Genomic DNA, 20900 nt, shown 5'->3' on the forward strand with positions numbered 1-20900 from the left:
CCCCGCCGAGCGCCGGGCCGACGGCGCGGGCCAGGTTCATGTTCACGGCGCCGAGCGCGGCGGCCTGCCCCAACTGGCGGCGCTCCACCAGCTCCGGCTGGATCGCCTGCCAGGCCGGGCCCATCAGCGCGGTCCCGCAGCCCAGCAGGAAGGTGAGACCGAGCAGCAGCGGGGGAGTGAGCGCGTCCGCGAACGCCAGCACCGTCAGCACGGTGGAGACGGCGAGCATGGCGAACTGCGCGGCCAGCAGCACCGTACGCCGGTCGAACCGGTCGGCCAGCACGCCCGAGGGCAGGGCCAGCAGCACGATGGGGAGACTGGAGGCGGTCTGGACGAGCGTCACCAGGGCCGCGTCGTGCCCGATCAGCAGCCACTGGGCACCCACGGTCTGCATCCAGCCGCCGATGTTGGAGACGAGCTGGGCCGTCCACAGCGCGCGGAAGACCCGCGCCGCGAGCGGAGCCCAGGGCGAATCCGTACGGGGGTGGCTTTTCGGCGAGGTGCTCATGCTGGTCCAAGCCGGAACGAGAACGCGGTCACCCGGGCATCCGGCAGTGCCTCGGGCGCCGTACGGAGTTCAGGACTGCGGTCTGATCCAGGCCGCGTCGGTGGACGAGAGGCGGTGGGCGGCCAGGGAGGCCACCGCGAGCAGCACCAGCGCCAGGCCCAGCACGTGGGCGAGTGAGGTGTGCGCCAGGAGCACTGCCCCGGTGAGCGCTCCGAGGAACATGGCGAGGACGGACAGGAGCCGTCGGCCGGCCGGCGCGGAGTCCGCGGCCAGCCCCGTCAGGGTGAGGGTCAGGACGGTCGTGGTCAGGTCGGGGACGCCGAGGCGCCGGGCGACGGCGTTCTGGAGCCCCATGGCCAGGCCGAGGAGCACGATCAGGGTGTACCGCACGGCGCTGGTCACGTCGCCGTGCGTGGCCGAGGCGGTGACGACGGAGGCGGCCACGAGCGCCGCCTCCGTCGCCATCGCGACGGCCAGCAGCCGCCCGCGGTGCGCCGCGAACCGGATGCCGAGCCGGCCGCCCGCCAGCGCACCGGTGAGGAACGCGGCCATCGAGACGACGGAGGCGAGCGCCGACAGCCCGTCGGCACCGGCCAGGGCGAACCCGAGGAAGACCACGTTGCCGGTCATGTTGGCGACGAAGACGCGCCCGAGGGCCAGAAAGCTCACCGCGTCGATCAGACCGGTCACCACCGTCAGCGCCAGCATGAGCGGGGGCAGCGGGCCGTGCCGGTCCTCCTTGGGGGGAACCAGCGTACGGGCCGCGTCAGTCAGCAGCTTGCGCATGAGAGGCCCTCCCGTCGGAAGAGGCCGGACGGTGCAGCACCGCCCGCGTGGCCAGCCCGCTGACCGGGCCGATCACGACGGCGGCGACGCCGGCCCACACCGGCCAGGGGGTCGGCCCGAGGGCGTGGTCCACCGACCAGCGGCCGGGACCGGTCAGCGCCAGCACCGCGGAGACGGCGACGAGGACCAACGGGTACTCGTACCCGTCGTTCTGCACCCACAGCCCGTTGCGCCACTTGACGGTGCTCGCGACCGTCATCACCCCCATCACCCCCATCGCGGCGGCGGGTGTGAGCAGCCCCGCCGCCAGGAACAGGCCCGCGCCGAGCTGGCTGCCGCCGGCGGCGAGCGCGGTGAGCCGGCCACCGCGGAAGCCGTCGCGGCGGAACTCCTCGGTGCCGCCCGCGAGTCCGCCGCCTCCCAGCCGGAAACTGACCTTCTGCACTCCGTGCCCGGCGACGAGAAGGCCCGTCACGAGCCGGAGGATCAACAGTCCGGTGTCCATCCTGTCCTTGCCTGTTCCTGACGTCGTGCCGTCGCCCCGGTGAAGAGGTCAGCCGGCGGCGTGCTCGCCGATGAACGCCTGCGCGTAGACGATGCCGAGGCCGTACGTGCCGGCGTGCTCCTTCACCAGCTCGGTGACGGGCCCGTACGTCTCGCCGCGCGCCCAGTCGCGCTGGAGCTCCAGGAGCACCTGCACCCAGGTCACCGGCACCGCGCCGCCCTGGATCATGCGCTGGACGGCGTGCTCGTGCGCCTGCGGGGTGACGCCGCCGGACGCGTCCGTGACGACGTACACCTCGTAGCCCTGGGAGAGCGCGGACAGCGCGGGCAGCACGACGCAGACCTCGGTCCACAGGCCGGCGATGACGAGCTTCCTGCGCCCCGTCGCCTTGACGGCCTCGACGAAGGGGACGTCCTCCCAGGCGTTCATCGAGGTGCGGTCGATGATCTTCTGGCCGGGGAAGACGTCCGCGAGCTGCGGCAGCAGCGGGCCCGAGAAGGACTCGGCCGCCACCGTGCTCAGCACGACCGGCACGTCGAAGAGCTTGGCGGCCTTCGCCAGGCCCACCGTGGAGTTGATGATCGCGGTGCGGTCGCCGCTGCCCGTGCCGAAGAACATCTGCGGCTGGTGGTCCACGAACAGCACCGCGCAGTTGTCGGGGGTGAGCAGGTCGGGGCTGGGGGCCGCGGTGACCTCGGAGATGTCGAACATGGGAGTGCCTTTCGTGAGTGGGGTGGGTTCAGAGTGAGAAGCAGGGGTCGAAGGCGGGGCTCTCGGCCGCCGGGGCCGCACCGCGCCGGGCACGCCATTGACGGTGCTGCTCCGACTCGGCGACGGCCTGGCCGAGCAACTCGGCCTGGCGGGCGCCCGACAGGCCGGTGACGGGTGTGGCCCGGTAGCCGCCGAAGTGCGCCACCGGACTCCAGCCGGGGCTGACCGGCGGGAGTTCCTCGTCGAGGCCCTCGTACTCGGCGGCGGCGTGCACGATCCGGCCGCCGACGACCGTCAGCAGGGACTCGATGTGCGGGATGTCCTGCTCGGGCACGGTGAAGTAGTCCTCGGACAGGACCGCGAAGTCGCCGAGGAACCCCGGGCGCAGGACTCCCTTGACGTTTTCCTCGCCGGTCAGCGCGGCGCCCGCCTCGGTGAACATCGCCAGCGCCGTGCGCCGGTCGACCCGGTTGTGCGGCGGGCGGAGCACCAGGTCGCCGACGCTGCGGCCGGTGATCAGCCAGTGCAGGGCGACCCACGGGTTGTACGTGGAGACCCGGGTGGCGTCCGTGCCGGCCCCGACCGTCAGGCCGCGCTCCAGCATGGCCCGGACCGGCGGGGCGTCCGCGGCGGCGCCGGGGCCGTAGCGGCGCAGGAACGCCTCGCCCTGGAAGGAGAGCCGGTTCTGCACTGACAGGGCGCCGCCGAGCGCGGCGATGCGGTCCAGGCTGTCCGCGGACACCGTCTCCGCGTGGTCGAACAGCCAGCGGTTCCCGGCGGGGAAGAGGCCTTCCGCCGCGAGCTTCTCGAACACGGCGAGGTCGCGGCGGATGGTCTCGTCGTAGGTGGCGTGCAGCCGGAACCCCCAGCCGTTCTCCATGAGGAGACGTACGGCCTTCTCGAACTCCGCCTCGTAGTCGCCGAGTTGAGGGCGCGGCTGGGCGAAGTTCTCGAAGTCCGCCGCCGCCCAGGTGAGGTTCTCGCCGGCGCCGTTCAGGCGCAGCCACTCGTCACCGTCCTCGGGGCGGGCCGTCTCGACCCAGCGGGCGAGGTCGGCGAGCTCCTGCCCCGCGGTCTGCGGGAAGAGGTGGTAGGCGATCCGCAGGGACAGCTGACCCGCCTTCGCCAGTTCGGCGACCGTGCCGTAGTCGCCGGGGAAGTTCTGGAAGCCGCCGGCCGCGTCGATCGCCGAGGTGAGGCCGAACCGGTTCAGCTCCCGCAGGAAGTGCCGGGTGGACGTCTTCTTGTCCTCGTCCCCCAGGACCGGCGCCTTCGCCAGCGTCGAGTAGAGGACCAGGGCGCTGGGAGCGGCCAGCAGCATGCCCGTGGGCTCCCCGTCCCGGCCTCTTACGATCTGGCCGCCCTTGGGGTCGGGGGTGTCCCGGGTGTATCCGGCGGCCTTGAGCGCCGCCCGGTTGAGGACCGCCGACTGGTACAGGTGCAGGACGAACACGGGGGTGTCCGGCGCGGCGGCGTTCAGCTCGGCGACGGTCGGCAGCCGCCGTTCCGCGAACTGCTCGGCCGACCATCCGCCGACCACCCGCACCCACTGCCCCTTCGGGGTGCGGGCGGCCTGCTCCCGCAGCATCGCCAGCCCCTCGCGCAGCGTGGGCACACCGTCCCAGCGCAGCTCCAGCACGTAGTTGAGCCCGCCCCGGACGACATGCAGGTGGGAGTCGTTGAGACCGGGGACCATCCGCCGCCCCAGCGCGTCGACCACCTTCGTCGCCGGTCCGACCTGCGCGGCCACATCGTTGTCGTCCCCGACGACCGTGATCCGGCCCTCCCGGACAGCGATCGCCCCGGCCTGCGGGCGGACCGGGTCCCCCGTGTGGATCCGCGCGTTGCGGACCACGAGATCCGCCGCGTCCTGCGTAGCGCGGGGGACCAGCCCACCGACCGGCATCGTGGACACCTTCGACAACCCCCTTCGACCTGTACGGGAGCCTGCTCCGGCCACCGGACTTGCACGCTATTGCGAGCCGGACCGGCCAGGTGTCCCGACAGTGCACCGGAGCCGTTCCGTCAGCGCACGGCCTCGGCGGGCGCGAGGCGCCTGGTCCGTCGTGTGGTCAACGCGCCCTGGCGGGGCGGTAGTTGACGTTGATAGTTTGCGTGGGCACGACAAAATGAGGTCGTTCCGCGGAACGCGGCCCGCGTTCCCGCCCCACCGGGAGGAACAGCTTGCCGCGCAGTCGACGTGTGGCGGGGTGCCTTGTTCTGGGTGCGCTCGTGGTGAGCGTGCTGCCAGGGCCGGTGCCGTCCGCCAGCGCAGCTCCGTCCGGGTCCGCCGCGTGGAGGGCCGGAAGGTCAGGGCCCGTCCAAGGCACCCGTACCGTCACCCTCCTGACCGGCGATCAGGTCACCCTCGCCGGTGACACCGTCTCCGTCACCCCGGGGAAGGGACGGGACGGCATCGCCTTCACGCAGTACACCGACGCGGGGCGCCGGTACGTGATACCGGACGACGCTCTCGGGCTCGTCGGCGCCGGGACCGTCGACCGGCGGCTGTTCGATGTGAGCGGGCTGGTGGAGGGCGGGTACGAGGGGCCGGCGCCGCTCATCGTCGAGGCCCGGCAAGGGGTGTCGCAGGTTCTTGGGGCGCGGGTGACCCGTACGTTTCCGGAGCTGGGGCTGGCCGCTGTACGGCCTGGCGGGGGCGGCGCGCTGTGGGAGGGGTTGGCCGCCGACGGAGTCAAGGTGTGGCTCGACGCGAAAGTCCAGGTCAGTGACGACGTCAGCGTGAAGCAGATCGGCGCCCCCGCCGCCTGGCAGGCCGGATACACCGGTACCGGCGTCACCGTCGCCGTCCTCGACACCGGCGTCGACGACACCCACCCCGACCTCGCCGCACGGGTCGTCGGCAAGGAGAACTTCACCGCCGCCCCCGACACCACCGACCTCGTGGGCCACGGCACGCACGTCGCGTCGATCCTCGCGGGGAACGGCGCCGCCTCCGGGGGCCGGTACACGGGTGTCGCCCCCGGTGCCTCGCTCCTGATCGGCAAGGTCTGTGCGGACCGGGGATGTGAGGAGTCGGACATCCTGGCGGGGATGGAGTGGGCCGCGCCGCGCGCACGGGTCGTCAACATGAGCCTGGGCGGGCCCGACGCGCCGGGGACCGATCCGCTGGAGGAGGCCGTCGGCACGCTGAGCGCGAAGTACGGCACGCTGTTCGCGGTGTCGGCCGGCAACACCGGGCAGGACGAGGCGGTGGAGAGCCCGGCCAGTGCGGACGCCGCGCTCGCGGTGGGCGCGGTCGATGCGAGGGACGCGCTCGCGGAGTTCTCCAGCAGGGGGCCGAGGGTCGGTGACGGCGCCGTCAAGCCCGACATCACCGCGCCCGGCTCGGCGATCGTCGCAGCCCGCTCCAAGGACAGCCCCCTCGAACCCCTCGACGACGCACCCCGGTACGCCGCGCTTTCGGGGACGTCCATGGCGACCCCGCACGTCGCGGGCGCGGCGGCGCTGCTCGCGCAGCAGCACCCGGACTGGACCGGCGCCCGCCTCAAGGAGGCGCTGATGGGGACGGCCCGGCCGAACCCGGCGCTCGGGCTGTTCGCGCAGGGCGCCGGGCGGGTCGATGTGGCCCGTGCCGTCGGACAGGGCGGCGTGACCGTCTCCCCGCCGAGCCTCTCCCTGGGCACGGCGTCCTGGCCGCACGACGACGACCGGCCGGTCACCCGCACACTGACCTACCGCAACGACGGCCCCGGCGACATCACGCTCGACCTGACGACGACGGCGTCCGCGTCCGGAACATCCCCTGCCGGGAGCGCGTCGGCACCCGGCACGTTCTCCACCGCCCCGGACACGGCTGCGTCCGCGTCCGGCACGCCCCTCGCCGGGACTGCTCCCGCGCCCCGCACCTCCTCCACCGCCCCCGGCACGCCCGCGTCCGCCCCCGGCGTCTTCACCGTCACCCCCACTCACCTCACCGTCCCCGCCGGCGGCGCCGCCGAAGCCGTCCTCACCGCCGACACCCGCGTCGACAGCCCCACCGGCGTGCTCTCCGGCGCGGTCACCGCCACCTCCGGCACGACAGCGCTGCGCAGCGTCTTCACGCTCACCAAGGAGCACGAGACGCACCCCCTGACCGTCAAGGTCCTCGACCGCAAGGGGCAGCCCGCCGCAGGCAGCCTCGTCACCGTCCTCGACATCGACCGCGACGAAGGGGAGTACCTGTTCGCCCCCGACGGCACCGGCACCACCCGGGTCCGCCCCGGACGCCACCACCTCGACGTCCACATCGTCACCGAGGCGGCCGACGGGACGTTCGACCACACGCTCGTCGCGCAGCCGCTGCTGAACGTCACCGGGGCCGAGACCGTCGTCCTCGACGCCCGCAAGGGCCGCCCCCTCACCGTCGACCCCCCGAGGCGCGGCGCGTCCAGCGCGCTCGCCGGGGTCGGGCTGGTGCGGACGACGCCGTCGGGCGGGACCGTGTCGTCGCTGGTGACCGCCGGGTCCTTCGCGCGGATCCGGACCGCCGACCTGGGGAACGGGCCGCTGCCCGCCGGCGCCGGGGCGATCAGCGCGACCGTCCGCAGCTCGTGGGCGAAGCTCGCGGCCGACGGGACGTTCACCGACAGCCCGTACGACTACGAGCTGGCCTGGGTGGTGCGCGGGCGGCTGCCCGGCGGCTTCCACGGGCGGGCCCGGCCGTCAGACCTGGCGAAGGTCACGCACGTCCTGTACAACGACCGCGCGGACACCTCGGTGGGCTCGCTGTGGACGTACGCGCTTCCCGCCGAGGGAGGCAGCGCGCCGAGTCCGAACATCAAGTTCACGGCCGCCGGGAAGCGGACGGTGTACTACTCGGCGCGTGACGTCGGCTGGACGTTCGTCTTCAACCGGTTCAACGCGCTCGGGCAGGGCGCCTTCCAGCAGTGGGCCGCGCCGGTCGCCTTCGAGGCGGGGCGCACGGCCGAACTCCGGTGGGGGAACGGGCCGCTCGGGCCGAGCCTCGCCGACCAGCGGGGGCGGGTCTTCGGGAGCGTGCGCAGGCGCGGCGACACGATGATGTTCAACCTGCCGCCCTTCGCCGACCAGGACCCCGGCCACACCGGCTTCTCCAGCGCCGACAAGGGCAGCACCCGCCTCTACCGGGGCGAACGGCTCCTCGCCGACGTCCCCCACCCCTTCTACGACTCCCAGGGCCCCGTCCCGGCCGCCGACCAGCCCTACCGGCTGGAGACCTGGGTCGACCGGGGCGGACAGGGCTACCTCACCTCCACGTCCGTCCGCGCGGTGTGGACCTTCCGCTCCGCCCACACCCCCTCGGACACCTGGACGTCCCTCCCCGTCACCGCGATCCGCTTCACCCCCGGACTCCGCCCCGACAACTCGGCCCGCGCAGGCCACCGCCTGACCCTGCCGATCACCCTCCAACGCCAGCCCGGCACACCGTCCCCCTCGGTCCGGACCCTGACCGTGGAGGTGTCGTACGACGACGGCACCACGTGGACCTCCGTCGGCGTGCACCGGACGACGGACCCCGCGCGCTGGCGTGCCGACCTGCTCAGCCCCCGAGGGGAGGGGTACGCGTCCCTGCGGGCGAAGCTGACCGACGCGGACGGCAATGCCGCCGAGTACACGGTGATCAGGGCGTACCGGCTGCGCTGAAGCCGCGGGGTTCTGTCGATCGCGGGGAGTGTGCTCGCTGTTGTTACTGTCCTTGTTCGGTTCCTTGCCGGTCAACTACCTTGACTGTCAAGGCGCACTTCTATCTTGAAGGTCGAGATACTTGAATGTCAAGTGAAGCTGTGGCCGGCCCGGACAAAGAGGCGCTGTGCTGGGAGCTCGCGGGCGAGGTCCGGCTCCTTCAGGGCGCCGTCGAGGCGGTCGACGCCGCTGCCGCCGCCAGGCTCGGCATCAACCAGACCGACCTGCGCTGCCTGGACGTCCTGCTCCAGCGCGAGAGCGCCGCGCCCGGGGAGTTGGGTGCGGCGCTCGGACTCACCACCGGCAGCGTCACGGCCATGCTGGACCGGCTCGACAGGCTCGGCTACCTCACCCGGGAACCGGACCCGGGCGACCGGCGCCGGTCCGTCGTCCGGGCCAGCGAACGCACCCGCGAGGCCGCCGGGGAGATCTACATGCCGCTCGCCCAGGACGCGCACGCCGGGCTCCAGAAGTACTCGGTCGAGGAGTTGGCGCTGCTGCTCGACTTCGTGCGCGGGAACCGTGAGGTCCAGGAGAGGCACGTGTCACGGATCCGCGGCTGACCGGGACCGACCGGTTGTCAGACCCTGTCGCTAGCCTCGATCGTGATCGCTATCGAGAGGACGGTCGACGTGATGACGATGTCCGCTGAAGTGCTTCCTCCGCTGCGGCAACAGGTCGCGGACGCTTACCGGAAGCTCAACGGGACACACCCGATGACCCGGGCCGACGACCGGTATGTCGACGAGTACTACGCCCCGTTGGAAGAGATCTGTGCCGCACGGCCGGTGGATCCGGACGAGATACGCGGCCACATGCTCGCCGGGCGTCTCCCGCTGCCGAGCTACCTGCGCTCCGACGGGGCCGAGATGGTGCACCGCGACTACCTGCGCCTTGTCGAGCGGGTCGGCGGAGTCGAGCGGCTTCGCACGTGGTTCCTCGTCCAGCCCTGGTCGTCGGCCTCCGAGGCCGAGGAGGAGTGGGGCGCGTACCTCAGCGGCCAGTACGTGTGCCTGAAGTCCGTGACACCGGCCACCATCCGGCGCAAGGGGCAACTGGTCGAGGCGATCCGGGCGGCGGTGGCCGCGCCCGAGCCGGACTCGCCGGACTGGCGCGTGCGCCTGCACGCGCTGGTCGACGAACTCGACGAGCTCGAACCGCCGTTCACCGCCTACGACGTGCTGCGGTTCGACGGACCGTCCTCCCGGACAACCTGCATCGACCAGGTGCGCGAGAGGTTCCCACGGGACTGAGAGCGACGCGAGCACGGCAACGTCCCCCTGTGACAGGGTGCGGGGATGTACGACGACATGGGAACCCCCGTCCAGTTGCCCCGCCCGCCCCGCCGCGTCGTCTCTCTCGTCCCCTCCCTCACCGAGGCCCTCGCCGCGACGGGCCTGCTGGTCGGCGCGACCGACTGGTGCACGCACCCGGCGGACCTCGACGTCACCCGGGTGCGGGGCACGAAGAACCCGGACCGGGCGGCGATCGCCGCGCTGGCCCCGGACCTGGTGATCGCCAACAAGGAGGAGAACCGGGAACGGGACGTCGTCCGGCTGCGGGAGGCGGGCGTCCCGGTGTGGGTGACGGTCGTGGAGACGGTGCCGCGGGCGATCGCGTCCCTGGAGCGGCTGTTCACCGAGGCGCTGGGGGTGGGTGAGCCCGGCTGGCTGGGGGAGGCGCGCGAGCTGTGGACGGGCGGGCTGCCGCCGGTCACCGCGACCGTCGCGGTGCCGGTCTGGCGCGACCCCTGGATGGTCGTCGGCGGCTCCACGTTCACCGGGGACCTGCTACGCCGCGCCGGGCTCGCCAACGTCTTCGACGGGGACGCGCGGGGCCGGTATCCGAAGGTGGCGGTCGAGGAGATCCGCGCGGACGTCGTCCTGCTGCCGGACGAGCCGTACGTGTTCACGGCGGACGACGGTCCCGAGGCGTTCCCCGGCGTGGATGTGCGGCTCGTGAGCGGACGGTCGCTGACCTGGTACGGGCCGTCACTGGTGGCGGCGCGGCGGTGGCTCGCCGAAGAGTTCTGAGGCGCCGGCGCCCACAAATTAACTTGGACGTCCTACTATTAATTTAGTAGGACGTCCAAGTATCTGTCCGAATCTTCTTCGGGCGCGTCGTTGGAAGGCCCCCATGACCGAACTGCACCGGCCCCGCAACCCCGTCCGGCTCGTCACCGCCTCCGCCCTGTTCGACGGGCACGACGCGTCGATCAACATCATGCGGCGGATCTTCCAGGCGCAGGGCGCGGAGGTGATCCACCTCGGTCACAACCGCTCGGTGCGGGAGGTGGTGGACGCGGCACTGGAGGAGGACGCGCACGGCGTGGCCGTCTCCTCCTACCAGGGCGGCCACGTCGAGTACTTCGAGTACCTCGTGGAGTCCCTGCGCGAGCAGGGCGCGGACCACGTCCGGGTCGTCGGCGGCGGGGGCGGCGTCATCGTGCCCGAGGAGATCACCCGGCTGCGCGCGAGCGGCGTGACGATCTTCTCGCCCGAGGACGGCCAGCGGATGGGCCTCGCCGGAATGGTCAACTCGGTCGTCCAGGACTGCGACTTCGACCTGTGGGACGGCCGTCCCGCCGACGCCGACGCCGTGCTGGCCGGCGACCGGTTCGCCGTCGCCCGCGCGATCACCGGCGCCGAACTCGGCAAGCTGTCCCCGGAGTTCACCGCCGCACTGCGGGCCACGACCCGCACGGTCCCCGTCCTCGGCATCACCGGCACCGGCGGCTCCGGCAAGTCCTCGCTCACCGACGAACTCGTCCGGCGTTTCCGCCTCGACCAGCAGGACAAGCTCCGTATCGCGGTGATCGCCGTCGACCCGACCCGGCGGCGCGGCGGCGGCGCCCTTCTCGGCGACCGCATCCGCATGAACTCCCTCGACGGCAACCGGGTGTTCTTCCGCAGCCTCGCCACCCGGGGGAGCCGCGAACTCCCCGAGCACCTCTCCGACGTGATCGACGTCGTGAAGGCCGCCGGCTTCGACCTGGTGATCGTCGAGACCCCCGGCATCGGACAGGGGGACGCGGCGATCGTCCCGTTCGTCGACACCTCCCTGTACGTCATGACACCGGAGTTCGGCGCGGCCTCCCAGCTGGAGAAGATCGACATGCTCGACTTCGCCGACACGGTCGCCATCAACAAGTTCGAACGCCGGGGCGCCAAGGACGCGTTGCGGGACGTCGGCCGCCAACTCGTCCGCAACCGGGAGGCGTTCGGACAGCGGCCGGAGGACATGCCGGTGTACGGCACGAGCGCCGCGACCTTCAACGACGACGGAGTCACCGCGCTCTACCAGCACTTGAGGACGACGCTCGCGGAACGGGGCCTGCCCGTCATGGACGGTGCCCTCGCACCCGTCGCCGTCCGCCACTCCTCCGGCATCCGCCAGGTCGTCCCCGCCGAACGCGTCCGCTACCTCGCCGAGATCACCGGCACCGTCCGCGCCTACCACGCGCAGACCCTCGAACTCGCCGACGCCGCACGGCGGTTGCAGCGACTGGAGGCGGTCCGGGGGGAGTTGACGGCGATCAGCGCGGATGCGGGGAATCTGGAGCCGCTGCTGAAGGACGCCGCGCGTGCCGTCCCCGGCGACATCGCCGACCAGATCGCCGACTGGCCCGCCGTCGTGGCCTCTTACTCCGGGGACGAGCAGATCGTCACCGTACGCGGCAAGGAGATCCGCACCCGGCTGACCCGCGAGTCCCTCTCCGGGAACGCGATCCCGCGCGTCGCACTGCCCCGGTTCACCGACCACGGCGAGCTGGTGAGCTTCTGGCGCCGGGAGAACCTGCCGGGGCAATTCCCCTTCACCGCAGGGGTGTTCCCCTTCAAACGGGACGGCGAGGACCCGGCGCGGATGTTCGCGGGCGAGGGCGACCCGTTCCGCACGAACCGCCGCTTCAAGCTGCTCTCCGAGGGCCAGCCCGCGACCCGGCTGTCCACGGCGTTCGACTCGGTCACCCTCTACGGCCGCGACCCGGACGAACGCCCCGACATCTACGGCAAGGTGGGTACTTCCGGCGTCTCCGTCGCCACCCTCGACGACATGAAGGCCCTCTACGACGGATTCGACCTGGTCGCTCCCACGACCTCCGTGTCCATGACGATCAACGGCCCCGCGCCGACCGTCCTCGCGTTCTTCCTCAACACCGTCATGGACCAGCGGATCGACACCTTCCGTGAGGCAGAGGGCCGCGAACCGTCGGCGGAGGAGGCGGCGGGGCTGCGCGCCGAGGCGCTCGCGAGCGTGCGCGGCACAGTGCAGGCGGACATCCTCAAGGAGGACCAGGGCCAGAACACCTGCCTGTTCTCAACGGAGTTCTCCCTGCGGATGATGGCCGACGTCCAGGAGTGGTTCATCCAGCAGAAGGTCCGCAACTTCTACTCCGTGTCCATCTCCGGCTACCACATCGCCGAAGCCGGCGCGAACCCCATCAGCCAGCTCGCCTTCACCCTCGCCAACGGATTCACCTACGTCGAGGCGTACTTGGCGCGCGGCATGCACATCGACGACTTCGCCCCCAACCTCTCCTTCTTCTTCTCCAACGGCATGGACCCCGAGTACGCGGTCCTCGGCCGCGTCGCCCGCCGGATCTGGGCCGTCGCGATGAAGGAGAAGTACGGCGCGAACGAGCGCAGCCAGAAACTGAAGTACCACGTCCAGACCTCCGGCCGCTCCCTGCACGCCCAGGAGATGGACTTCAACGACATCCGAACGACCCTCCAGGCGCTGATCGCCCTCTACGACAACTGCAACAGCCTGCACACCAACGCCTACGACGAGGCCGTCACCACCCCCACCGAGGAGTCGGTGCGCCGGGCGCTCGCGATCCAGCTCATCATCAACCGCGAGTGGGGGCTCGCGATGAACGAGAACCCGCTCCAAGGGTCCTTCGTCATCGACGAGTTGACCGACCTCGTCGAGGAGGCGGTACTCCAGGAGTTCGAGCGGATCAGCGAACGCGGCGGAGTGCTCGGCGCGATGGAGACCGGGTACCAGCGGGGGCGGATCCAGGACGAGTCGATGCTGTACGAGCAGCGCAAGCACGACGGCACGCTGCCGATCGTCGGCGTCAACACGTTCCGCAACCCGCACGCCGACACCGCCGCCCCCGGCCCGGTGGAGCTGGCCCGCGCGACGGAACAGGAGAAGCGGTCCCAGCTGGAGCGCCTCCTCGCCTACCAGGTCGCCCACCGCGAGGCGTCCCACACGGCGCTGGCCGCGCTGAAGGAGGCGGCGATGGGGGACGGGAACGTGTTCGCGGCGCTGATGGACGCGGCCCGGGTGTGCACACTCCAGCAGGTCACGGAGGCGTTCTTCGAGGTGGGGGGCCAGTACCGGCGGAACGTCTGAGGACGCGGAGGGGCGGCACCCGGTACACGGGGCCGCCCCTTCTCTGTCGAGATAGCTTTACGAATAGCTTTTCAATTGCCTTTTGAGGTAGCTTCCCCGGTGTGACAGAACCTCGTATCCCGATCGGCCGCCTCGCCCTTCCCCCGGCCGGGCGCGGGCCCGCTGTGCTCGTCGCCCACGACTGGTGGGGGCTCACCGGACACGTCACGGACGTCACCGAACGCCTCGCCGCCGAGGGGTTCGTGGCGTTCGCGCCGGATCTGTACGGCGGCTTGCCGGTCGCCCGGGGTGTCGAACTCCTCACCGACGCCGCCGACTTGCTCCTCGCACACCCGGCGGTGACGGCGGAGGTCCTGGGGACCGTCGGATTCGGGACGGGCGCCGGGCTCGTCCTCCACCAGGCGGCGCAGGACTCCCGGGTCGTCGCGGCCGTCTCCTTCTACGGTGTCCCGCAGGACGAACTCCCCGATTTCTTCGGCCTGAACGCCGAGATCCTCGGCCACTACGACACGACGTACCCCCGCGAGTCCCTCGACGCGCTGCGGCGGGCCATTTCCGCGCAGTCCGGGATCACTCCTGACCTCAAGGTGCATGCCGCGTACGACGCGCAGGCGTTCGCGCGGGCATGGGAAGGGGCGTTGGCGTTCCTGCGGGAGCACCTCGGCTGAAGTCCCTTGACGGGAGCAGGAGTTCGAGGATGGCTCTCACCCCCGTGACAGCCCCCACTCACCCGCCCGCACCCCCGCCTGGAACCGCGACTCCGAGTCCAGTGCGACCAGCACCTCCGCGACCCGGCGCCGATACGTCCGCAGGGACATGCCGAGCTTGCGGGCGGCGGCCTCGTCGGTGAGGCCGGAACCCAAGGTGTCCAGGACGGGCCGGGCCCGCTCGTCGATCCGGGGCCGCCCGGCGAGGAACACCGCGAGGTCGGTGGCGCCCCGCCAGACCGCCTCGAACAACGCGAACGCGCTGTCCACCAGGGCGGGTTCGGTGCTCATCAGATACGTCCGCCGCGCGTCCGGCGCGGTCAGGATCATCGTCCGCCGCCCGACGAACACCGTCCCCTGCGGCAACGGCGTCGGCGTGATCCGGACGGCCGTCCCGCGCGCCGCCAACTCCGCCAGCAGTCGCCGGTCCTGCGCGTCGGCGAGCACGGCGGGGCCGAAGAGCTTGCGGGTCCGCTCGGCGCTGCCGTTCAGCGCCTGGCGCAGGGCGTTCTCGCGGGCGCCGGGCCAGGTGTCGAAGTCGGGGGAGACGGAGACGAACTCCTCGTCGAGTGCCGCCAACGGGACCAGGCGGGCGCGTAGTTCGAGGTCGCCGCGGAGCGTCGCGATCGCTGCCATCCACCCATTGTCGCGCGTGGCAGGAACGTGCCACCGGCTCGGCGTCCGCCCCGGCGCCCGGCACGCTGGCGGCATGAGCGACCTCTCCTTCTCCCTCGGCGGCGAACTCCCCGTCCACCGCCTCGGCTTCGGCGCGATGCGGCTGCCCTCCCAGGGCGGCATGTTCGGCGAACCCCGCGACCCCGAGACCGGCCGGGCCGTCCTGCGCCGCGCGGTCGAACTGGGCGTCGACCACATCGACACGGCCGACTTCTACAACAGCGGCGACGGCACCGTCCGCGCCAACACCCTTATCCGGGAGGCCCTTCACCCCTACCCGGCGGGCCTGACCATCGCCACGAAGGTGGGACCCCTCTTCCGCGAAGGGAGCTTCACCCACGGTGGACCGGGTGACCTGCGCGGGCTCGTCGAAGGCAACCTCGACACCCTCGGCGTAGACCGCCTCGACCTCGTCCATCTACGCATCGGCGGCATGGAGGTCCCGCACGGCGAATCCCTCGCCGCCCGCTTCGAGGCCCTCGCCGCACTGCGGGAGGAGGGCCTGATCCGGCATCTCGGCGTCAGCAACGTGGACGCCGCCCAACTCGCCGAGGCCCGGACGATCGCCCCGGTCGCGGCCGTCCAGAACCTCTACCATGCAGGTCAGCGGGGTGACGCCGAGGTGCTCGGGGTGTGCGAGGCGGCCCGGATCGCCTACGTGCCGTTCTTCCCGGTCGGCGGCGGACACGCGTCGACCGGCTCCCGGCTCGCGAAAGCCGCCGCCCGGCACGGGGTGAGTGTCCCCCGGATGAGCCTCGCCTGGCTGCTGGCCTCCTCCCCGGTGATGCTGCCGATTCCGGGGACGGGGTCGGTGGAGCACCTGGAGGACAACATGAGGGCGGCTGAAGTGGTCCTCGGTGAGGAGGAGTTGCGGGAACTGGCGTGACGGCCCCTTCAGGGCAAGGGACTTGACGGACCGTCAGTCGACCTTCAGGTGGGGCGTGTTCGCCGCGAACGCGTCCAGCGCCGCCAGATCGAAGTCCCCGTGATCACTGCCGAGCCCCTGCGCCACGAACGCCGCCGCCGCACACCCCAGCACCGCGCACTCACGCGGCGACCGGCCGAGCCCGAGCCCCCGCAGATACCCGGCGGAGAACGCGTCGCCGCAGCCCGTCGTGTCGACGACGTCCACCGCGAACGCCGGTACCTCCAGGACCTCTTCGGCCGTCACCACCAGCGCCCCGCGCGCCCCCAGCGTCACGGCGACACACCCGACGCCCCGCTCCAGGAAGACCCGCGCGCCCGCCTCCACACTCTCCGCGCCGGTGAACCCGAGTACCTGCTCCTCGTTCGGCAGCAGATGGTCGACGTACGGCAGCGCGTCCGCGATCCAGTCGAACAGCCCGCTCTCGCCACCCGCGAGGATGTCCACCGAGGTGACCGTCCCCGCCTCCCGCGCGGGCCGCAGGATCTTCGCCGCCGCCTCCCCGCCCATCAACTCCGGTGCGCCCAGGTGGAGATGGGTGGCGGCGGCGATCTCGGCGTGCGGAGCGTCGTCCGGGCCGTACGTGATGTTCGCGCCCAGCACGTGGAACGCGGGCCGGCTGCCGTCCGCGCGGATCGGCAGGACCGACGCGGAGGTCTGGGCGTCTTCGCGGCGCACGACGAGGGAGGTGTCGACGCCGAACCTGCCCAGCAGGCTGAGCATCAGGTCGCCGATCGGATCCGTCCCGATCGCCCCGGCCGTCTTCACCGACGCGCCCAGCTTCGCCAGCGTCACCGCCGTCCCGGCCGCCGTGCCCGCCGGGCCGAACCGGATCTGGTCGACCAGCGTCGCGCCCTGCCCGTCCGGGATGGACTCGACCGGGCGGACCTGGACGTCGAACACGTGGGCGCCGAGCGCTATCACCGACTGACTCAACGAAAGCTCCCTCTCTCGTACGGCCCGTTACGGCTTCGCCGCGCGGGTGCTGCCGTAGCCGCTGCTCAACGCGGCCGTGATGACCGCGAGTTGCTGTTCCTCGCTCAGTGCGCGCGGGGTGCCGAGGGTGGCGGCGCGGGCGTAGACGTCGCAGGCCCACTCCAGCAGGAGCGCGTTCTCCACGGCCTTCTCCAGCGACGAACCGTGCGCCACCGCACCGTGGTTGGCCATCAGCGCCGCCGACTTCCCCTCCAGCGCCGCGAGTACGTACCGCGCCAGCTCCGGGCTGCCGAACACCGCGAACGGCGCGACCCGTACCGCGCCGCCCAGCAGCAGCATCTGGTAGTGCACGCACGGGAGTTCGTCGAGGACCAGCGAGAGCGCGGTCGCCTTCGGGGAGTGCGTGTGGACGACGGCCCCCGCGCCCGAGCCGCGGTACACCCCGAGGTGCAGCTCCAGTTCGGACGTCGGCGCGAGGTCCCCGGCGAGGAGTGAGCCGTCCATGCCGACGACCGTCACCTCGTCCGGCGTGAGGCGCTCAAGCACCGCACCGGTCGCCGTCACCGCCACCGCGTCGCCGATCCGTACGCTCACGTTGCCCGCCGTGCCGATCAGCAGCCCCGCCTCCGCGAGCCGCCGGCTCGTCTCCGCGACCGCCTGCCGTGCCTGCGCCAGAGCTGCGCTCGCCTCCGTCATGACGCGAAAGCTAACGTGAACCTGAAACAAAGTCACGTTTGGTTTCAGGGTTCAGGGAACTCTGATGCGGGAGAGGGGGCCGGGATGGACGCCCGTGAGCTGGACGGGGTGCGGCTGCGGCGGCGGCCCCGGCAGGCGCGGTCCGTGGAGAAGGTCGCGAAAGTGCTGGCGGCGGCGGAGCGGCTGCTCGTCGAGGAGGGGGTGGACGTCCTCACCACGACGCGGGTCGCCGCCGAGGCCGGTGTCTCGGTGGGGGCGCTGTACCAGTACCTGCCCGACCGGGACGCGATCGTGGAGGCGCTGGCGGATCTGTATCTGGGGCGGCTGGAGGCCGAGATGGACGCCCTCGTCGTCCGCGCGGGCGAGCAGACCTGGCCCGACCCCGTCGCCGTCCTCGTCGACACCTTCACCGGCCTCTACCGCTCCCAACCCGGCTTCCGTGCGCTCTGGTTCGGCCGCCACCTCACCGAGACCACCCGTGAGGCCGACCGCCGCCACAAGCACACGATGACCGCGGGCCTGCACCGGGTCCTGCTCGCCCAGCACCTCCTCCCCGACACCCCGCAAGCCGCCACCGCCTGCCGCACGGCCTTCCTCGCGGCGGACGCGGTGACCCAGGAGGCGTTCCGCACGGCCCCCGACGGCGACCCGGCCCTCCTGGGGCAGCTGAAGACGCTGCTGCGGGCGTATCTGGGGCGGCTGGGGGAGTAGACGCGAGCTCGTCAGGTGCCGCCGTGATCAGGGCGGCCGGCGGCGGATGCCGGGCGCCGACGAAGAGGCGCACGGCCGTGAAGGCCCGGTGCCGGAGGGCGCGAACTCCCGGTCCGGTGGACACCGCCGACTGTGTCCACCGGACCGAAGGCACCGGCGGTGTCTCTGCCGAGTGCACGGGACGGGACGCTATGCGGCGGCGATGAACCGTGCCGCGCCGCCGGTGAAGAGTCCGGTGTGAGGGGGGTGTGAACAGTGTTCGAGAGGTCGCCGTCCGTGTCGCTGTTGGGCCGAACGGGTGACATGGCGTAAGAATTGGCTGGTGCAGGATGGAACGCGAGTCATTTCGGGGGGTGTCCGGTGAATCGATACGACGTCACCGACGAGCAGTGGGAGGGCCTGGCCCAGGTCGTCCCCTTGAGGGGCCGTGACGCCTGGCCGTCCGCGGTCGGCCACCGCGCCCTCCCCGAACCCGACACCGAGGCCCGCCGCCGCTTCGTCGTCCTGCGCGTCAACGTCTTCGCCGACGCCCGCGAGGTGGCCGAGACCCTCATGGCCGGCATCCCCGTCCTCCTCGACCTCACCGGCGCCGAGACCGAAGTCGCCAAACGCGTCCTCGACTTCTCCACCGGCGTCGTCTTCGGCCTGGCCAGCGGCATGCACCGGGTCGACCGCAACGTCTTCCTGCTGACACCGCCGGGGACCGAGGTGAGCGGGATCATGGAGGGGGCGGGGGTTTAGGGGGCGTGCCGCTGCCGGACCGGCGAGGACATGCATGATGGCCCCATGGATCTGCGTATCTTCACCGAGCCCCAGCAAGGCGCCACCTACGACACCCTCCTCTCCGTCGCGAAGGCGACCGAGGACCTGGGGTTCGACGCCTTCTTCCGCTCCGACCACTACCTGAAAATGGGTGACGTGGACGGACTTCCCGGCCCCACCGACGCCTGGCTTACCCTCGCCGGCCTCGCCCGCGAGACGAAGCGCATCCGCCTCGGCACCCTGATGACCGCCGCCACCTTCCGGCTGCCCGGCGTCCTCGCCATCCAGGTCGCCCAGGTCGACCAGATGTCCGGCGGACGCGTCGAACTCGGCCTCGGCGCGGGCTGGTTCGAGGCGGAGCACCAGGCCTACGGCATCCCCTTCCCGGCGGAGAAGTTCGCCCGCCTGGAGGAGCAGCTGGAGATCGTCACCGGCCTGTGGAACACCCCGCTCGGCGAGACGTACGACTTCCAGGGCACCCACTACACGCTGACCGACTCGCCCGCCCTGCCCAAGCCGGCGCAGGCGAAGATCCCGGTGCTGATCGGCGGCGGCGGCCCGAAGCGCACGCCCCGGCTGACGGCCCGTTACGCCGACGAGTTCAACATGCCGTTCGCCTCGGTCGCCGACACGGAGAAGCAGTTCGGCCGAGTCCGCGAGGCCGTCGCGGAGGCGGGCCGTCCGGCGGACGCGCTCACCTACTCCAACGCCCTCATCGTCTGCGTCGGCAAGGACGACGCGGAGGTCGCCCGGCGTGCCGCCGCGATCGGGCGTGAGGTGGACGAGCTGAAGGAGAACGGGCTCACGGGGACGCCCGGGGAGGTCGTCGAGAAGATCGGACGGTACGCGGAGATCGGCTCCAGCCGCCTCTACCTCCAGATCATGGACCTCTCGGACCTCGACCACCTGGAGCTGATCTCCAGCGCGGTGCAGTCGCAGCTCGGCTGAGAAACCGTCACCTGTGACAGCTCTGTGACCGGAGCTGTGGCCTCCGCCACAGCCGGTGACCAGGCCGCCTGATGAGGTGGCCCGATGCGCAGACACCCCCTCCTCGTCCCGGCCGTCGCCGTCCTCCTCGCCGCCACCGCGTGCGGCACCGAGGGGGCGGCGGACGCCGGGGCGGGAGCCAGGGGCGCCCCTTCGGCCTCCCCGGTCACCGACCCCGGCATCGACGGCGTCCGCATCACCTCCGTGACCCTCCCGGACGCCCCGTCGGCGCGCACCGGCGACGACCACGTGGTGCGGCCGGACAGCCTCGCGCGGCTCACCGCCGCCTACGAGATCGCCAACAAGGGCTCCGAGGCGATGACGTACACCGTCACGGTCTCCTTCCTGTCGCCCTCCGGCGGCGCGATGGGAAACCAGAAGGTGCCCGCGCGATCGGTCCCGCCGGGCAGGACGGTCACCGGGAACCTGGAACTCCTCGCCGGCCCCGGCTCCGCGGGCGCGTCCACGGCGAAGGTCATCAAGGTGGACAAGGTCCCCACCGCCGAGGCCCCCTCGACAGGCGGTGCCTGCCCGCCCTCCGGCGTCCGCGTCCACGCCGACGAGGGGGACGCGGCGATGGGCCTCAGAGTCGTCGGCATCCACCTGGAGAACTGCGGCACCACCCCCTACTCCCTGGACGGATTCCCGGAGTTGACCCTCCTCGACACCGAGCACCGCCCCGTCGAGGGCATCGAGATCCTCAAGGGCACGAGCAGGATCTCCGGCCCCACCGGCAGCGGTGACACCCCCGAACCGCTCACCCTGAAGCCGGGCGCGCAGGCGTGGGCCGAGCTCGCCTGGCGCAACACCACCGGGTTCGGCACGGCGGTGAACGTCCCGTACGTCCGTGTCCGCGCGAAGTCCGGCGCCGCACCGGTGATGATCGCGCCCGGCCTGGACCTCGGCACGACGGGGAAGCTCGGCGTGAGCCCCTGGCAGAAGGCCGCGCGATAACGCCGCCGGATA

General features: G+C 72.0%; 19 protein-coding genes. 11 read left to right on the forward strand and 8 right to left on the reverse strand.

The annotated features are described in order from the left end of the window. The 5 genes from ACVNF4_RS06735 to ACVNF4_RS06755 form a co-directional block, all read right to left on the reverse strand. Positions 1-508, reverse strand: a 508-nt coding sequence (locus ACVNF4_RS06735; protein ID WP_461801748.1) for an MFS transporter, incomplete at its 3' end; no start/stop codon positions are given. Positions 509-577: 69 nt separating this feature from the next. Further along, on the reverse strand, positions 578-1294 hold the full coding sequence (locus tag ACVNF4_RS06740) for a YoaK family protein (RefSeq protein WP_461801749.1): 717 nt from the start codon (positions 1292-1294) through the stop codon (positions 578-580). Beyond that, a complete protein-coding gene (locus ACVNF4_RS06745) occupies positions 1275-1799 on the reverse strand; it encodes a DoxX family protein (RefSeq protein WP_461801750.1) in 525 nt (174 codons plus the stop codon). The genes ACVNF4_RS06740 and ACVNF4_RS06745 overlap by 20 nt, the downstream gene beginning before the upstream one ends. A 48-nt stretch (positions 1800-1847) precedes the next feature. Next, positions 1848-2510, reverse strand: a complete 663-nt coding sequence (locus ACVNF4_RS06750; protein WP_461801751.1) for a hydrolase — start codon at positions 2508-2510, stop codon at positions 1848-1850. Between the two features lie 28 nt (positions 2511-2538). Beyond that, positions 2539-4416: an amidohydrolase gene (locus ACVNF4_RS06755; RefSeq protein WP_461801752.1), complete on the reverse strand. Its 1878-nt coding sequence runs from the start codon at positions 4414-4416 to the stop codon at positions 2539-2541. Positions 4417-4745: 329 nt separating this feature from the next. Here ACVNF4_RS06755 and ACVNF4_RS06760 point away from each other — a divergent pair, with 329 nt between their 5' ends. The 6 genes from ACVNF4_RS06760 to ACVNF4_RS06785 all read left to right on the forward strand — a co-directional run bounded on the left by ACVNF4_RS06760 (position 4746) and on the right by ACVNF4_RS06785 (position 14203). Then, on the forward strand, positions 4746-8135 hold the full coding sequence (locus tag ACVNF4_RS06760; protein WP_461801753.1) for a S8 family serine peptidase: 3390 nt from the start codon (positions 4746-4748) through the stop codon (positions 8133-8135). Positions 8136-8260: 125 nt separating this feature from the next. Next, the gene (locus ACVNF4_RS06765) at positions 8261-8737 is read left to right on the forward strand and encodes a MarR family winged helix-turn-helix transcriptional regulator (protein WP_461801754.1); all 477 of its coding nucleotides are present in this window, start codon (positions 8261-8263) and stop codon (positions 8735-8737) included. A gap of 72 nt (positions 8738-8809) precedes the next feature. After that, positions 8810-9427 (forward strand): DUF6058 family natural product biosynthesis protein, encoded by a 618-nt coding sequence (locus tag ACVNF4_RS06770; protein ID WP_461801755.1) that lies wholly within the window; start codon positions 8810-8812, stop codon positions 9425-9427. A 45-nt stretch (positions 9428-9472) separates the two neighbouring features. After that, positions 9473-10207 carry a helical backbone metal receptor gene (locus tag ACVNF4_RS06775; protein ID WP_461801756.1) on the forward strand — a complete coding sequence of 245 codons (735 nt, stop codon included), beginning with the start codon at positions 9473-9475 and terminating at the stop codon, positions 10205-10207. Positions 10208-10310: 103 nt separating this feature from the next. Then, entirely contained in the window at positions 10311-13535 is a 3225-nt protein-coding gene (gene icmF, locus ACVNF4_RS06780) for a fused isobutyryl-CoA mutase/GTPase IcmF (RefSeq protein ID WP_461801757.1), read from the forward strand. 101 nt (positions 13536-13636) lie between these two features. Beyond that, positions 13637-14203, forward strand: coding sequence for a dienelactone hydrolase family protein (locus tag ACVNF4_RS06785; protein WP_461801758.1), 567 nt, complete (start codon positions 13637-13639; stop codon positions 14201-14203). Positions 14204-14239: 36 nt separating this feature from the next. On the opposite strand, the gene ACVNF4_RS06790 is transcribed toward ACVNF4_RS06785, so the two are convergent. Then, on the reverse strand, positions 14240-14878 hold the full coding sequence (locus ACVNF4_RS06790; protein WP_461801759.1) for a DNA-binding response regulator: 639 nt from the start codon (positions 14876-14878) through the stop codon (positions 14240-14242). Positions 14879-14951: 73 nt separating this feature from the next. Between ACVNF4_RS06790 and ACVNF4_RS06795 the strand changes: the two genes are divergently transcribed. Next, complete coding sequence (locus ACVNF4_RS06795) at positions 14952-15803, forward strand: aldo/keto reductase (protein ID WP_461801760.1); 852 nt, start codon at positions 14952-14954, stop codon at positions 15801-15803. 33 nt (positions 15804-15836) lie between these two features. On the opposite strand, the gene ACVNF4_RS06800 is transcribed toward ACVNF4_RS06795, so the two are convergent. Together ACVNF4_RS06800 and ACVNF4_RS06805 are read right to left on the reverse strand one after the other, a co-directional pair. Further along, positions 15837-16778: a carbohydrate kinase family protein gene (locus tag ACVNF4_RS06800; protein WP_461801761.1), complete on the reverse strand. Its 942-nt coding sequence runs from the start codon at positions 16776-16778 to the stop codon at positions 15837-15839. Between the two features lie 27 nt (positions 16779-16805). Next, positions 16806-17474, reverse strand: a complete 669-nt coding sequence (locus tag ACVNF4_RS06805; protein WP_461801762.1) for a class II aldolase/adducin family protein — start codon at positions 17472-17474, stop codon at positions 16806-16808. A gap of 84 nt (positions 17475-17558) precedes the next feature. On the opposite strand from ACVNF4_RS06805, the gene ACVNF4_RS06810 reads away from it, so the two are divergent. The 4 genes from ACVNF4_RS06810 to ACVNF4_RS06825 all read left to right on the forward strand — a co-directional run bounded on the left by ACVNF4_RS06810 (position 17559) and on the right by ACVNF4_RS06825 (position 20888). Continuing rightward, positions 17559-18185 (forward strand): TetR/AcrR family transcriptional regulator, encoded by a 627-nt coding sequence (locus tag ACVNF4_RS06810; protein WP_461801763.1) that lies wholly within the window; start codon positions 17559-17561, stop codon positions 18183-18185. 360 nt (positions 18186-18545) lie between these two features. Further along, a complete protein-coding gene (locus tag ACVNF4_RS06815) occupies positions 18546-18926 on the forward strand; it encodes a cell division protein SepF (protein WP_461801764.1) in 381 nt (126 codons plus the stop codon). A 45-nt stretch (positions 18927-18971) separates the two neighbouring features. Continuing rightward, entirely contained in the window at positions 18972-19895 is a 924-nt protein-coding gene (locus ACVNF4_RS06820) for an LLM class F420-dependent oxidoreductase (RefSeq protein ID WP_461801765.1), read from the forward strand. A gap of 84 nt (positions 19896-19979) precedes the next feature. Continuing rightward, positions 19980-20888 (forward strand): DUF4232 domain-containing protein, encoded by a 909-nt coding sequence (locus tag ACVNF4_RS06825; RefSeq protein WP_461801766.1) that lies wholly within the window; start codon positions 19980-19982, stop codon positions 20886-20888. The last annotated feature ends 12 nt before the right edge of the window (positions 20889-20900 follow it).

This window comes from Streptomyces sp. S6 (genome assembly GCF_054880855.1).